Below are 13,119 nucleotides of genomic sequence, written 5' to 3'. Positions count from 1 at the left end.
CTCAGCGCTGCACGGCTCCGTGGCGCTCGGCGGCCAGTGCCGTGGCGGCGGCACGCGCCTCGGAGGCCTCGTCCGCGGTGAGCGTGCGGTCCGGGGCACGGAAGCGCAGGGTGAAGGCCAGGGACTTGCTGCCCTCGGGCACGCCGGTGCCGGTGTAGACGTCGAACAGGGCGATGTCCTCCAGCAGGTCTCCGGCGCCCTCGCGCAGGGTGGCGAGCACGTCCCCGGCCACGGTGTCCGTGTCCACCACGAGGGCGACGTCCTGGCTGGTGGCGGGATAGGTGGAGATCGGTCCGGCCACCACGACGTCCGCGGCGGCGGCCATCAGGGCGTCCAGGTCCAGCTCGAGCGCGACCGTGCGTGCAGGCAGGTCCGAGGTCTCCAGCAGCTTGGGCAGCAGCTCGCCGGCCACGCCGACCGCCGATCCGTCTGCGAGGCGCAGTTCTGCGGTGCGGCCGGGGTGGAACGCCTGATGGGCGCCCTGGGCCACCGTCAGCGGGACACCCAGGATCTGGGCGATGTCCAGCGCGGTGCCCACGGCGTCCTGCCAGTCCCAGCTGCGCGGGGCATGGCCGGCACCGGGGGCAGAGTCGTGTCCGGCGAACACGGCGGCGATCCGGCGCGGCTGGTGCGGGATGCCGGCGTTCAGGTCTGCCAGCACGTCCTCACTCGGGCGTGCCCCCAGCGGCGGGATGGAGGCGCTGCCGAGCTGCTCACTGGGCAGGAAGACCAGCCCGGACTCGTAGAGCGCCAGGTCGCGGAACCCACGGGAGTGGTTGCGGCGCAGGATCTCCAACAGGCCCGGCAGCAGCGAGGTGCGCAGGTAGCCGAACTCAGCGGAGATCGGATTGGCCAGGTGGACCATCCGCTGGGCGGCGCCCTCCTCAGCGGTGACGGAGCCGAACAGCCGGTTCTGGGCCTCGGAGACGAACGGGTAGGCCAGCACCTCGGTCAGCCCGGCATCGGCCAGGCCCTGCAGGACACGGCGACGCTGGGACTGCTCGCGGGTCAGCCCACGGCCCGGCGGCGCCACCGGCACCTCGGACGGGATCTGGTCGTAGCCGACCAGACGGGCGATCTCCTCGACCAGGTCCTCACGGATCTCCAGGTCGGAGCGCCAGGACGGGGCGGTCACGGTGTAGGTGGTCTGCCCGTCAGCATCCTGCCCACGCTCCACGGTGGCACCGAGGTCGGTGAGCACACGCTCGATCTGCTCCTCGGTGTACTCCACCCCGGTCAGGGCGGTGGGGAACCCGGCGGGAAGCTGCACCACAGAGGGGTCCGGGCGGGTGCCCACATCGGTCACACCGGGCTCGGCGGTGCCGCCGGCCAGCTCGACCAGCAGCTGGACCGCACGTTCGGCGGCCTCGTCGGCGATCTCCCAGTCGACTCCGCGCTCGTTGCGCTTGGACGCCTCGGAGGGCAGTTTGTGCCGACGGCGGGTGCGGCCCATGCTCACCGGGTCGAAGTGGGCGGACTCGATCAGCACGGTGGTGGTGGCGTCGGTGACCTCGGTCTCGGCACCTCCCATCACCCCGGCCAGACCGATCGGTCCGCGGTCGTCGGTGATCAGCACGTCCTCGGTGGAGAGGGCACGGTCCTTGCCGTCCAGCGTGGTCAGGCGCTCACCCTCATGGGCGCGGCGGACCACGATCGGCCCATGCAGCTTCTCACGGTCATAGAAGTGCAGGGGCTGCCCCAGCTCCCACATGACGTAGTTGGAGATGTCCACCGGCAGGGAGATCGAGCGCATCCCGGCCAGGCGCAGGCGCGCGCTCATCCACGCCGGAGTGGGCGCGTTGGGGTCGATCCCGGTGACGGTGCGGGCCACGAACCGGTCGCAGCCGGGGACACCGTAGATCGGCGCCTGGTCCTCGAGTCGGACCTCGTGTCCGTCCTGGTTCGCCTCCGGCGGGGACACCAGTGAGGCGGGGTCGGTGAACTCGGTGCCGGTGGCGTGGGCGTACTCGCGGGCCACACCGCGGATGGAGAAGGCGTAGCCGCGGTCGGCGGTGACGTTGATCTCGGCGGCCTCGTCGCGCAGGTGGAGCAGCTCGAGCACGTCAGTGCCGATCTCCGGGTCCAGGCCCATCCGGGAGAGCACGATGATCCCGTCATGATCCTCCCCCAGACCCAGCTCCCGTGCGGAGGCGATCATGCCCGCGGAGACATGTCCGTAGGTCTTGCGCGGGGAGATCCGGAAGTCACCGGGCAGGACGGCACCGGGCAGGGTGACGATCACCTTGTCCCCCACGGAGAAGTTGTGGGCACCGCAGACGATCCCCTGCACGCCGGAGGGATCGATCCCCTCACCGGTCAGTGTCTGCGGCTGTCCCTCGGGGGCCACGCGGACCTGGCACCAGTTGATGGTCTTGCCGTTGGACTGGGGCTCGGGGACCATCTCCAGCACCTGGCCGACCACGATCGGACCGGACATCTCATCGAGGGGGCGGTGGACCTCCTCTTCTTCGAAGCCGACCGTGACCAGGTCGGCCATGACGTCCTCGGCGGTGGCGTCCGCCGGGACCGGGACGAATTCACGAAGCCATGACAGCGGGATGCGCATGGGTGATCAGATCTCCATTCCGAAGTGCTGGGAGAAGCGGACGTCGCCCTCGATCATGTCTCGCATGTCCGGGACCTCGTTGCGGAACATCAGGGTGCGCTCCACGCCCATGCCGAAGGCGAAGCCGGAGTAGACCTCCGGGTCCAGGCCGGCGGCGCGCAGCTCGTTGGGGTGGACCATGCCGCAGCCGCCCCATTCGATCCAGGCCGGGCCGCCCTTGGCTCCGGGATGCCAGATGTCCATCTCGGCGGAGGGCTCGGTGAAGGGGAAGAAGTTCGGGCGCAGACGGATCTTGGCCTCCGGCCCGAACATCTGCCGGGCGAAGTACTCCAGGGTGCCGCGCAGATGGGCCATGGTCAGCCCCTTGTCCACGGCCAGGCCCTCGAACTGGTGGAACACCGGGGTGTGGGTGGCGTCGAGCTCATCGGTGCGGAAGGTCCGCCCGGGGCAGAGCACATAGACCGGGGCGCCGCGCTCGAGCATGGATCGCATCTGCACCGGGGAGGTGTGGGTGCGCAGGAGGAGGTGGGACTCGGGCGGGTCCACGAAGAACGTGTCCTGCATCTCGCGGGCCGGGTGGTCCGGCTTGAAGTTCAGGGAGTCGAAGTTGAACCACTCCGACTCGACCTCGGGGCCCTCGGCGATCTCCCAGCCCATGCCCACGAAGATGTCCTGCACGCGCTCGCTGAGCAGGGTCAGGGGGTGGCGGGCGCCGACCTGGCGGCGACGCACGGCCTGGGTGACATCCACGGTCTCCTCGACCAGCATCCGTGCGGCGTGCTCCTCCTCGAGCACCGCGGTACGGGCCGCCAGGGCCTTCTCCATCCGCCCGCGAGCGCCGCCCATGAGCTTGCCGGCCACAGACTTCTGCTCCTTGGGCAGCTTGCCGATTCCCCGGTTGGCCAGGGTCAGCGGGGCCTTCTCCCCGGTGTGCGCCAGCCGTGCGGTCTTGAGCTCCTCGAGGGTGCCGGCGGCCTGGAAGTCGGCCAGCGCACGCTCGACAGCGGCCTGCACCGCGGTCTCGTCAGCCGGTGAGATCTCCTGATCGGGCCTCTGCCCGGGAGCCTGATCCGTGGATTCGGTCATAAGACTGCATGCCCCTGTGGTGGTCTGGACTCGTGTGGGCCCCGCTTCACCAGGGCCTCATCCAGTCTAAGTGCCCTGCCGGACGCGTTTGCCCCGTTGCACACTGCACCCCGAGTCTGCGCGACCCGTACCCTGCTGACATGGACCCGCTTCTCCATCCCGACGACGGCCCCTCGCCGAAACCTCCCGGCTCGCCTGAGCGAGGGTTGAGGTGGGCTCTGCGCGTGCGCCAGATCTGGAACGCGGCGAACCTGTCCAGCGTGCTGGGCCTGGTGGGCGCCCTGTGCGCCGGGTGCCGGATCGAGCGGGGACCGGACGGCCTGATCCTGGCGCACGGCTACCGGTGGTCGTTTCCAGACGGCGGGGCGTTCACGGTGGGCAATGTGGTGTTCTTCCGCCCGCGCACCCGGATCACGCCGCTGCTGCTGGCCCATGAGGCCCGTCATGCCACCCAGTGGGCGTGGTGCCTGGGACTGCCCTTCCTGCCGCTCTACGGCCTGGCGGTGGCCTGGTCCCTGCTGCGCACCGGGGACACGGCCTCGCGCAATCTCTTCGAGCGGGGTGCCGGCCTGCAGGCAGGCGGTTACGCGGAGCGTCCGGTGCGGTGGCCGAGTCGTGGCCGGCGGTTCCCCGTGGACCGTGAGGGGCCGACCGCTCCGTCGGGTCCGTCCGGAGGTCACCTGGCCTGAGCTCACGGGAGTCCGAACCGGGTCAGTGCAGAGTCCCCTCGGGGGTGTCCAGGTCCGGCGCAGGGTCCAGGGCCTGGAAGGCGGCCACGGCGAGCGCTCGGGCCAGCTGTTCGGCGGGCAGGGTCTGGGTGATGCCGTCCGGGGCGTGCTCTGCGTCCCAGGGCACGTGGATGAAACCGGCACAACGCACATCATGGGCAGGAGCACTGCTCATCAGGTGCGCGAAGACGTGGTTGCAGACGAAGCTGCCGGCGCTCAGGGAGAGCTCCGCAGGGATCCCCTCGCCCTGGATGGACCCCGCCACGCGCTTGACCGGCAGGGTCGAGAACCAGGCGACCGGGCCGTCGTCGACCACCGCCGTGCCAGCGGGCTGATGCCCTGCGTTGTCCGGGATACGTGCGTCCTGCAGGTTCACCGCCACCCGTTCCACGGTGACCGCCGCCCGCCCACCCGCCAGCCCACAGGCGATGACCACCTCAGGCTGATGCCGGCGCAGCGCCTCGTCCAGCACTGGCCCGGAGGCGGCGAACTCGCAGGGCAGCAGTGCTGCGGCTGCGGCCACCCCGCGCTCCTGCAGCAGCGTGGCCGCCTCCTGCGCGGCGGGCCACGAGGGGTTGTGGGCGTCCCCGCCGAAGGGCTCGAATCCGGTGAGCAGGACATGGACGGGGGCGTCGGCATTCAGCATGGCTCCACGCTACCGGCCGACTCGAGGTTCCTTGCACAGGAGTTCGAACATGTGTTCTAATCAATCCATGCGATGGGAAGCGCAGACTCTGCAGGCCGGGAGCGGCACCGAGCAGGACGGCGGCGGCACTCCAGCCGCGCCAGCCGCACTGCTGCCGCTCTCCGGCCTGCAGCGTTCCATCACCACCCCGGACTTCGCCGGCACCGTCTTCCATGAGGTGGTCGCCAAGTCCGCGCTCAACAAGGTCCCCGAGTCCTCGTCCATGCCCTTCCGGTGGACGGTGAACCCGTACCGGGGCTGCACCCACGCCTGCCGCTACTGCTACGCCCGCGGCACGCACACGTATCTGGACCTGGACGCCGGAGAGGACTTCGATCAGCAGATCGTGGTGAAGGTCAATGCCCCGGAGCTGCTGCGCCGGGAGCTCTCACGCCCCACCTGGAGGCATGAGCCCGTCGCCCTGGGCACCAACACCGACCCGTATCAGCGCGCTGAAGGCCGCTACCGGCTCATGCCCGGCATCATCTCCGCCCTGGCGGACACCGGAACTCCGTTCTCGCTGCTGACCAAGGGCACCCTGCTCTCGCGGGACATCCCCCTGCTGGCCTCCGCCGCACGGCAGGTGCCCGTCCAGGTCTCCGTGTCCCTGGCCCTGCTGGACCCTGTCCTGGCCCAAGCGGTGGAGCCGGGAACACCTTCACCGGCGGCACGGCTGCGGCTGATCGAGAAACTGGCTTCGGCCGGCGCCGTGGTGACGGTGATGGCCATGCCACTGCTGCCCTGGCTGACGGACAGCGACTCCGCGGTGGACCACCTGATGTCCGCAGTGGCCTCCGCCGGAGCCCAGTCAGCCCTGGCTGGCGCCCTGCACCTGCGCCCGGGGGCACGGGAGTGGTACCTGTCCTGGATCAGCGAGCAGCACCCGCAGCTGCTGGACGGTTACCGCCAGCTGTACCGGCACGGCTCCTACGCCCCTGCCTCATACCGGCGGGCACTGGCTCGGCGCACCGCTCAGATCATCCGGCGGCACGGACTGGACCGGCACGGCGCCCACCGCCTCACCGAACCGGACGGCACGGCCCCGTCTGCAGCATTGACCCGCGAGCAGGATGCGCTGCCCGTCCAGCGCCCTGCCCCGCGAGATGCGGTCGGGGCATCCACGCGTCAGCTCGCCCTGTTCTGAGCGGACATGGCTAGGCCGTGCTGAGCCCCACCTGGTCCAGCAGTGCATCCACGATCGGCCGATCCGCGGGGATCCAGTCCAGTGCGTGCAGGTCCCTGTCCGTCAGATCAGTCCACTCCAACCGGTCATGGTCTTCGAGCGGACGGGGCACACCCGAGGCGATGACCGCCAGGAACACCCGCATCCTCGCCCCGTTGGCCAGCAGCCAACCCTCAGGGTCAGGGGCCGCGATCTCGGCCCCCAGCTCCAGCTCCACCCCGAGCTCCTCGCGCACCTCGCGCAGCAGTGCCTCTCGAGGCTCCTCCCCGGCTTCGACCTTGCCCCCGGGGAACTCCCACAGGCCTCTGAGCGACTCCGGAGCACTGCGTCGAGCGGCCAGCAGACAGTGCGGCGCGTCCCACTCGTCCAGGATGGCAGCCCCCACCACGGGCCTCTTCGCCGGAACTGCGGTGGAGGCACCGTCATCGCGGGATGCAGCAGCGGTGGGATTCGTCATATCCCGATCCTAAGGGCGCCTGACGGGCCGTAGTCTGGTTCGGTGCCGACCCCCTCCACCACTCGACAGCGCTCCCTCCTGGCTGGCGTCCTCGCCCTGTCGATGGGCGGCTTCGCCATCGGCACCACCGAGTTCGCCATCATGGGCCTGTTGCCCCAGGCCGTGGAGGACTTGGGCGTGGACCTGCCGGCGGGAGGCGTGCTCATCTCCGCCTACGCCCTGGGTGTGGTGGTGGGCGCCCCGCTGCTCGCCGCGGGCATGGCACGCGTGGACCGGCGCACGTCAGCCCTGTGGCTGATGGCGCTGTTCGTGGTCGGCCACGCGATCAGCCTGTGGGCACCCACCTACGAGTCCATGCTGGTGGCCCGCTTCATCTCCGGACTGCCGCACGGCGCCTACTTCTCAGCGGCCGCACTGGCGGCAGCCCACCTGGCCGGTCCTGCCCGGCGCGGCCAGGCCATCGCCTGGGTCATGGCGGGCCTCTCGGTGGCCAATCTGCTCGGCGTCCCCCTGGCCACGTGGCTGGGCCAGGAACTGGGCTGGCGCTCCATGTTCGTGGTCACCGGGGTCTTCGGGCTTGCCACGGTCCTGGCCGTCGCCGTCTGCGTCCCGACGATTCCCGCCCCTGAGGGAACCTCGATCCGGCGCGAGCTGGGCGGCATGGCCTCCCCTGCGCTGTGGAAGGCCGTTGCCGTGGGGATCGTCGGCTTCGCCGGCATGTTCGCGCTCTACACCTACATCGTTCCGGTCATGGTGGAGGTGGGCGGCATGCCCCTCTCCCTGGCCCCGCTGGTGATGGGCTTCTACGGGGTCGGCATGGTGGTGGGTACCCTGCTGGGCGGCTCCTGGGCCGACCGCTCCGCAGTGCGCACACTGCAGTGGTCGCTGGGCCTGGTCGCGGTCTCGCTGGCCGCCTTCAGCCTGGCCGCCCCCTGGTGGTGGCTCTCCCTGATTCCGCTCATGGCCGCAGCCATCTGCGCCTCCGCCCTGGTGCCCTCGCTCCAGGTCCTGCTGGTCGACTCTGCGCCGCAGTCGCCCCAGCTGGCAGGCGCGCTGAACCACTCAGCCCTGAACCTGGCCAATGCGGCCGGCGCCTGGGTCGGGGCGGCCGTGATCGCAGGCGGAGCAACCCTCCAGGTCCCCGCCGCCGCCGGCGCCGTCCTGGCGTTCCTGGGACTGGCTCTGAGCTGGATCCTGCTGCGGCGTACGAACCGCCTGTCCCCGTGACGTCGGCGCCCCGATCGCGACACGCGCACAGCCGACACGCCGACGATCGCAGCTCGTCCACCCCCGCAGCATTCCACCTCAGGCCCAGAACCCCACTCTGACCTGGGACTTCGCTGACTGCGTCACAGATGAGAACCTCGACGCTCGAGGCATATACTGAGATGTTTGACACGACGCGCCCAGAATCGTGCCCTTCCTGGAAGTTCGCTGATAAGTTGTTCTGCAGCTGGGACTGTCCGCAGGCGCACCTGTGGGCGCAACGGTCCCGCCGCAGTGCGAAGACACCCCTCGTGCTGTACATCCCAATCCAGAAGGGGAAATACCAATGGGCATTATCGGCTGGATCGTTCTTGGTCTCATCGCTGGCGCCATCGCACGTCTGATCCTCCCGGGTCGTCAGGGCGGCGGCTGGCTCGGCGCTCTCGTCACCGGTATCCTCGGTGCACTTCTCGGTGGCTGGATCGCCTCGGCGATCTTCAACATCGATGTCAACAACAGCTTCTTCGAGCTCAGCACCTGGATCTTCGCGATCCTGGGCGGTGTGATCGTTGCCTTCATCTGGCAGTGGATCTCCTCGCGCTCGGGCAACCGCGCCTGATCAGCTGGACCTGATGCGGTGACCACCGCATAGACCAAGGGCGTCTCCCCATCGGGGAGGCGCCCTTCGTCGTTCGGCCACATCAGGCGACCGAGTGCATCATGCTCCCTGGTGCTGAGCCATCGCCGAACCGTACAGGCACACGGTGGCCGCAGTGCCCACATTCAGGGACTCAGCCGCACCGTACAGGGGCACCGCCACACGATGCGTGGCCAGCTCGCGTTCTGCCTCGTCCAGCCCCTGCGCCTCGTTGCCGAACAGCCAAGCCGAGGGCGCCTCAAGAAGTCCCTGCGGCGCTCGGTCCAGGCGCACCTCGCCGTAGCCGTCTGCGGCCAGCAGCTGCATCCCACGCTCCCCCAGCACCTGCGCGGCCAGCTCCACGTCGACACCTGAGGCCACCGGAAGGTGGAACAGCGAGCCTGCCGTAGAGCGCACCGTCTTGGGGTTGAGCACATCCACCGAACCGCCGGTCAGCAGCACGGCGTCGGCCCCGGCGGCATCGGCGGCACGGATGATGGTCCCGGCGTTGCCCGGATCCTGCACCCGGCACAGCACAGCCACCAGCCGCGCCGTCTCCGGCACCACGTTCTCCACCCGTTCCCTCAGACGATCCGAGGAGGCATGCCGGTCAGCCGAGCGCAGCGCCTGCGGCACTCGGCAGACTGTCACGATCCCCTGGGGACTCACGGCATCGCTCATCGCGGCCAGCACCTCAGCCGAGGCGCGCCGCACCGGCACCCGCAGCGAGACGACCTGGTCCACCAGGGCCGCCAGGCCGTCGTTGTGCCCATCCCAGGACTCCGAGACGTACACGGACTCCACCACGGACCCGTGCCGCCAGGCCCTGGCTGGCAGCTCGCCCAGGTGCAGCCGCAGCGCCTCGCGGGAGGACTGCGGCCCCTCGGCCAGGAACAGTCCCTCCCGCAGACGCGCCGAGCGCCCCGCCAGGCGTGCGACCCTCTTCACCCGGTCAGCCCGGGGGTTGGTCATCACGTCCTGATCAGGGCGCTCGGTGTGCATGCGATCGCGGGGATCTGCTGGCCGGACCTCACGTCCGGCGGACATCACTTGGCCGGAGCGGCGTTGACGTCCGAGGGCAGGGCCTCACGGGCGGACTTCACCAGAGCGGCGAAGACCGTGGCGTCGGAGACGGCCAGCTCGGCGAGCATGCGGCGGTCCACCTCGATGCCGGCCAGCTTCAGGCCCTGCATGAAACGGTTGTAGGTCATGCCGTTGGCACGAGCCGCAGCGTTGATGCGGGTGATCCACAGGCGGCGGAAGTCGCCCTTGCGCTTGCGGCGGTGCTGGTAGTTGTACACATACGAGTGCAGCAGCTGTTCCTTGGCCTTGCGGTACAGGCGCGAACGCTGACCGCGGTAGCCGGATGCTCGGTCCAGAAGGGTCCGGCGCTTCTTGTGGGCGTTGATCGCCCGCTTCACACGTGCCACGTGCGTACTCCTTTGAAATCGTGCCCTGCTGCGTCAGTGCTTCTGCGTCAGCGGGCTGGCTGGTCTGGATGCGGCCGAGGCCGCGGGCGATCAGATGCCCAGCATCCTCTTGATGGTCTTGACGCTGGACTTGGCGACCAGCTGATCGCTGGCCAGACGGCGGGTCAGCGTGGAGGGCTTGTGCTCCAGGTAGTGACGACGGTTGGCCTGCTGACGCATCAGCTTGCCGGAGCCGGTGACGCGGAAGCGCTTCTTGGCACCGCTGTGGGTCTTCATCTTCGGCATGGCTGCCGTTCTCCTTCGTGTCGGCCGGCCTCCGATGGGAGGCCAGTGCTGTGTGGACCCTGTCCGGACGAGGTCCGGTCACGGTCAGACGGTGTGGGCCGTCTCCGGCCCGAGCTGGTGGGCTACTTGCGGCCGCCGGGCTTGGGTGCTCCCGGCTTGGGAGCTCCCGGCTTCGGCGCCGCAGGCTTGGGTGCCGATCCCGGCTTGGGTGCTGCAGGCTTGGCCGTTCCCGACGACGCCGCAGCCGGCTTGGCAGGCGACGCCGCAGCGGGCTTGGCGGGAGCCTTGGGCGCAGCCTTGGCGGGAGCCTTGGCGGGAGCCTTGGCGGGAGCCTTGGCGGGAGCCTTCGGCGCTACAGGCTGCTCCGTCGGCGCAGCCTCGGTCTGGGGTGCCTCTGCCTTCGGCGCCTCGGCCGGGGCTTGAGGCTCCTGGGCCAGCTTCTTCAGCTCCTCCGGCATGGCGTCGGACATCGAGCTGGAGAGCGGCCCCGACGACGTGTCAGCGGCGACCTTGGACTTGGCCTCACGGGCTGCGATCTCCCGACGAGAACCGCCGGAGCGCTCCGGCTTGGACTGGCCCTTGCGTGCTTCACGCATGGCCTCAGCCTTGTTCTTCAGCGGACCGACCACCATGACCATGTTGCGGCCGTCCTGGCGGGGCGTGGACTCCACCGACCCAAGGTCGGCGACGTCCTGCGCGAACTTCTCCAGCAGGCGGATGCCCAGCTCAGGGCGCTGCTGCTCGCGGCCACGGAACTGGATCATGGCCTTGACCTTGTCGCCTGCGCCCAAGAACTTGCGGGCGTGGCCGACCTTGGTCTCGTAGTCATGGGTGTCGATCTTGAGGCGGAAGCGGACTTCCTTCAGCACCGTGTTGGTCTGGTTCTTGCGGGCCTCACGGGCCTTGACCGCAGCCTCGTACTTCCACTTGCCGAAGTCCATGAGCTTGCACACGGGCGGCTTGGCCGCCGGCGCCACCTCAACCAGGTCCAGGTCGGCCTCGGCTGCCAGACGCAGCGCATCCTCGATGCGCACGATCCCCACCTGCTCGCCCTGAGGGCCGACCAGGCGCACCTCGGGCACGCGGATCCGTTCGTTGATTCTTGGCTCGCTAATCGTGCAACTCCTGTACATCGGTGACGGTGGACGGAGGTCGCGGTCCCCGCGCGACTCCTCATGCCTGCACACGAGCCATCAGAAAAGGCCCCCGTGCTGAGCAGACGGAGGCCTCGGCCGACGGCATTGGTGCCCTCAGACCCATCGATCCAGGATCCGCCGAAGCGTACCCTGACCGGTGACCCGGCAACTCGGCCCGGAGAACCGGACATGCTGCTGACGCGGGTGGGAGTGGCCTCCACTTTCAGAGATCAGACCACAAGAGCTAGCCCTCGCCGAGGCGTGGACGTGCACAGTGGACCGATTGGTCTGTGAGAAGCTTACCAGCATGACTGACGCACAGCAGAATCACACGCCAGACGAGGTCCGCGAGGCCGTGGAGGACCGGGTCCGCGACATCCAGGAGGTCCCCGCCGTCGAGGTGATCGTCACCACCGCCGTGCACCTGATGTCCGCCGCCGCCGTGAAGTGCGGACTCTCCGAGGGACCGGACGCCGAGGAGCAGAAGGACCTGGATGAGGCCCGCAAGCTGATCATCGCCCTGGCCGGCCTGGTGACCGCCGCCGCGCCCGAAGTGGGCAGCCAGCACGCCGGCCCGCTGCGTGACGGGCTGCGCAGCCTGCAGCTGGCCTTCCGCGAGGCCTCCCCCTACCCCGACGCCCCCGGCAAGGGGCCGGGCGAGAAGTACACCGGCCCCGTCAACTGATCCATCAGCGTTGGGCAGCGCCGGAGAGGTGCTGCCCGACCGGGGCGCTGAAGAGCATCACCAGCACCGCAGCGGCCGGCACCAGGAAGGCCGCCGCGATCAGCCAGTTCCCGGCAGAGAGGTAGCTGACCGAGAGGATCACCGCGAACAGCTCCACCACGGTGGCCGCCGAGCGGCTCCAGGCCCCACCTCTCCACACGCCGATCGCGACGGCCACGAGCCACACCCCACCCAGGGCCACCAGCACCACGAGGAAGATCTGGCCGCCCAGGTTCAGAGCCACTCCCGTGCCCAGGTCACGGGCGAACCGCACCGCCGTCCACAGCACGGCGGCCGCCTGCAGGAACAGCACGAGGACGGCCGCCACCACCAGCGGGTGACGCAATCCCACAGCAGGGGTCGAAGCGGGCACAACAGGTCCTTTCGCTGGTGCGGCGGTCAACGTTGAGGGCTTGTCACAGTTCGCGCATGTGACCAATCCCTCAGCTCAAAGCGCACTTTGGACACATCAGACCCTTGTGGCGCCGGGCAGACCGTGGAAAACTAACTCGAGATTGTTCTGCGGGGGTCGTCGCTCGGCCCCCTTTCTGTTGCCATCGGCTGAACAGGGAACCCCGGGTGTCCCGCACGGTCCTTCCACCAGAGGGGACCGTGACCTCGTTCGGCCAGTATAGAGCCGCTGCACCACTGGTGCAGCGGCTGTGAAGGAGTGAACCGACAGCATGGATTGGCGTAGCCGCGCAGCCTGCCTGGACAAGGACCCGGAGCTGTTCTTCCCGGTGGGGAACACGGGGCCGGCCCTGCTCCAGATCGAGGAGGCGAAGGCCGTGTGCCGCACCTGCGAGGTCATCGACACCTGCCTGCAGTGGGCCATCGAGTCCGGCCAGGACTCGGGTGTGTGGGGAGGCATGAGCGAGGACGAGCGTCGCGCACTGAAGCGCCGCGCCGCTCGCGCCCGCCGCGCTTCCTGATCTCCAGCTCACCGACCAGATCTGATCGTCCCCGGTCCCCCTCGTTCCGCGAGGGAGGCCGGGG

The 13,119-nt window shown here is 69.5% G+C and carries 15 protein-coding genes; 6 read left to right on the top strand and 9 right to left on the bottom strand.

The features are described 5' to 3' along the window. Position 1: 1 nt before the first annotated feature. Positions 2-2,566, bottom strand: a complete 2,565-nt coding sequence (pheT, locus tag BM355_RS02280; protein WP_091693667.1) for a phenylalanine--tRNA ligase subunit beta — start codon at positions 2,564-2,566, stop codon at positions 2-4. Positions 2,567-2,572: 6 nt separating this feature from the next. Beyond that, the gene (gene pheS / locus BM355_RS02275) at positions 2,573-3,652 is read right to left on the bottom strand and encodes a phenylalanine--tRNA ligase subunit alpha (RefSeq protein ID WP_091693663.1); all 1,080 of its coding nucleotides are present in this window, start codon (positions 3,650-3,652) and stop codon (positions 2,573-2,575) included. A gap of 224 nt (positions 3,653-3,876) precedes the next feature. Between pheS and BM355_RS02270 the strand changes: the two genes are divergently transcribed. Beyond that, entirely contained in the window at positions 3,877-4,341 is a 465-nt protein-coding gene (locus BM355_RS02270; RefSeq protein WP_342715177.1) for a hypothetical protein, read from the top strand. A 22-nt stretch (positions 4,342-4,363) separates the two neighbouring features. Here BM355_RS02270 and BM355_RS02265 read toward each other — a convergent pair whose 3' ends face one another. Then, positions 4,364-5,026 carry a pyroglutamyl-peptidase I gene (locus tag BM355_RS02265; protein ID WP_091693656.1) on the bottom strand — a complete coding sequence of 221 codons (663 nt, stop codon included), beginning with the start codon at positions 5,024-5,026 and terminating at the stop codon, positions 4,364-4,366. 67 nt (positions 5,027-5,093) lie between these two features. Between BM355_RS02265 and BM355_RS02260 the strand changes: the two genes are divergently transcribed. Beyond that, positions 5,094-6,209 carry an Rv2578c family radical SAM protein gene (locus BM355_RS02260; RefSeq protein WP_091693653.1) on the top strand — a complete coding sequence of 372 codons (1,116 nt, stop codon included), beginning with the start codon at positions 5,094-5,096 and terminating at the stop codon, positions 6,207-6,209. 10 nt (positions 6,210-6,219) lie between these two features. Here the strand turns inward: BM355_RS02260 and BM355_RS02255 are convergent, their stop codons facing one another. Beyond that, positions 6,220-6,705 (bottom strand): (deoxy)nucleoside triphosphate pyrophosphohydrolase, encoded by a 486-nt coding sequence (locus BM355_RS02255; RefSeq protein WP_091693650.1) that lies wholly within the window; start codon positions 6,703-6,705, stop codon positions 6,220-6,222. A gap of 42 nt (positions 6,706-6,747) precedes the next feature. On the opposite strand from BM355_RS02255, the gene BM355_RS02250 reads away from it, so the two are divergent. Both BM355_RS02250 and BM355_RS02245 read left to right on the top strand, forming a co-directional pair. Then, on the top strand, positions 6,748-7,932 hold the full coding sequence (locus BM355_RS02250; RefSeq protein WP_245760534.1) for an MFS transporter: 1,185 nt from the start codon (positions 6,748-6,750) through the stop codon (positions 7,930-7,932). Between the two features lie 325 nt (positions 7,933-8,257). After that, positions 8,258-8,530, top strand: a complete 273-nt coding sequence (locus BM355_RS02245; RefSeq protein WP_091693647.1) for a GlsB/YeaQ/YmgE family stress response membrane protein — start codon at positions 8,258-8,260, stop codon at positions 8,528-8,530. 99 nt (positions 8,531-8,629) lie between these two features. Here BM355_RS02245 and BM355_RS02240 read toward each other — a convergent pair whose 3' ends face one another. The 4 genes from BM355_RS02240 to infC all read right to left on the bottom strand — a co-directional run bounded on the left by BM355_RS02240 (position 8,630) and on the right by infC (position 11,345). Then, positions 8,630-9,520 carry a TrmH family RNA methyltransferase gene (locus BM355_RS02240; protein WP_245760533.1) on the bottom strand — a complete coding sequence of 297 codons (891 nt, stop codon included), beginning with the start codon at positions 9,518-9,520 and terminating at the stop codon, positions 8,630-8,632. A 74-nt stretch (positions 9,521-9,594) separates the two neighbouring features. Further along, the gene (gene rplT, locus BM355_RS02235; protein WP_091693641.1) at positions 9,595-9,978 is read right to left on the bottom strand and encodes a 50S ribosomal protein L20; all 384 of its coding nucleotides are present in this window, start codon (positions 9,976-9,978) and stop codon (positions 9,595-9,597) included. 90 nt (positions 9,979-10,068) lie between these two features. Then, positions 10,069-10,263, bottom strand: a complete 195-nt coding sequence (rpmI, locus tag BM355_RS02230; protein WP_091693638.1) for a 50S ribosomal protein L35 — start codon at positions 10,261-10,263, stop codon at positions 10,069-10,071. A 122-nt stretch (positions 10,264-10,385) separates the two neighbouring features. Further along, the gene (gene infC / locus BM355_RS02225) at positions 10,386-11,345 is read right to left on the bottom strand and encodes a translation initiation factor IF-3 (protein WP_245760532.1); all 960 of its coding nucleotides are present in this window, start codon (positions 11,343-11,345) and stop codon (positions 10,386-10,388) included. A gap of 361 nt (positions 11,346-11,706) precedes the next feature. On the opposite strand from infC, the gene BM355_RS02220 reads away from it, so the two are divergent. Beyond that, on the top strand, positions 11,707-12,084 hold the full coding sequence (locus tag BM355_RS02220; protein WP_091693631.1) for a DUF1844 domain-containing protein: 378 nt from the start codon (positions 11,707-11,709) through the stop codon (positions 12,082-12,084). A 4-nt stretch (positions 12,085-12,088) separates the two neighbouring features. Here the strand turns inward: BM355_RS02220 and BM355_RS02215 are convergent, their stop codons facing one another. Further along, on the bottom strand, positions 12,089-12,496 hold the full coding sequence (locus tag BM355_RS02215; protein ID WP_143109390.1) for a hypothetical protein: 408 nt from the start codon (positions 12,494-12,496) through the stop codon (positions 12,089-12,091). Between the two features lie 310 nt (positions 12,497-12,806). On the opposite strand from BM355_RS02215, the gene BM355_RS02210 reads away from it, so the two are divergent. Then, the gene (locus tag BM355_RS02210; RefSeq protein WP_091693624.1) at positions 12,807-13,055 is read left to right on the top strand and encodes a WhiB family transcriptional regulator; all 249 of its coding nucleotides are present in this window, start codon (positions 12,807-12,809) and stop codon (positions 13,053-13,055) included. Positions 13,056-13,119 lie beyond the last annotated feature (64 nt).

The organism is Micrococcus terreus (assembly GCF_900116905.1).
Lineage (GTDB): Bacteria > Actinomycetota > Actinomycetes > Actinomycetales > Micrococcaceae > Citricoccus > Citricoccus terreus.
The sequence above is the reverse complement of the archived record's forward strand: the minus strand, read 5'-3'. Positions and strand labels throughout refer to the sequence as shown.

What these genes read in the sequence shown, in the direction of transcription:
- BM355_RS02245 (WP_091693647.1), top strand. Translation starts at nt 8,258, where the DNA reads ATGGGCATTATCGGCTGGATCGTTCTTGGTCTCATCGCTGGCGCCATC.
- BM355_RS02220 (WP_091693631.1), top strand. Translation starts at nt 11,707, where the DNA reads ATGACTGACGCACAGCAGAATCACACGCCAGACGAGGTCCGCGAGGCC.
- BM355_RS02210 (WP_091693624.1), top strand. Translation starts at nt 12,807, where the DNA reads ATGGATTGGCGTAGCCGCGCAGCCTGCCTGGACAAGGACCCGGAGCTG.
- pheT (WP_091693667.1), bottom strand. Translation starts at nt 2,566, where the DNA reads ATGCGCATCCCGCTGTCATGGCTTCGTGAATTCGTCCCGGTCCCGGCG.
- BM355_RS02260 (WP_091693653.1), top strand. Translation starts at nt 5,094, where the DNA reads ATGCGATGGGAAGCGCAGACTCTGCAGGCCGGGAGCGGCACCGAGCAG.
- BM355_RS02265 (WP_091693656.1), bottom strand. Translation starts at nt 5,026, where the DNA reads ATGCTGAATGCCGACGCCCCCGTCCATGTCCTGCTCACCGGATTCGAG.
- rpmI (WP_091693638.1), bottom strand. Translation starts at nt 10,263, where the DNA reads ATGCCGAAGATGAAGACCCACAGCGGTGCCAAGAAGCGCTTCCGCGTC.
- BM355_RS02240 (WP_245760533.1), bottom strand. Translation starts at nt 9,520, where the DNA reads ATGACCAACCCCCGGGCTGACCGGGTGAAGAGGGTCGCACGCCTGGCG.
- pheS (WP_091693663.1), bottom strand. Translation starts at nt 3,652, where the DNA reads ATGACCGAATCCACGGATCAGGCTCCCGGGCAGAGGCCCGATCAGGAG.
- BM355_RS02255 (WP_091693650.1), bottom strand. Translation starts at nt 6,705, where the DNA reads ATGACGAATCCCACCGCTGCTGCATCCCGCGATGACGGTGCCTCCACC.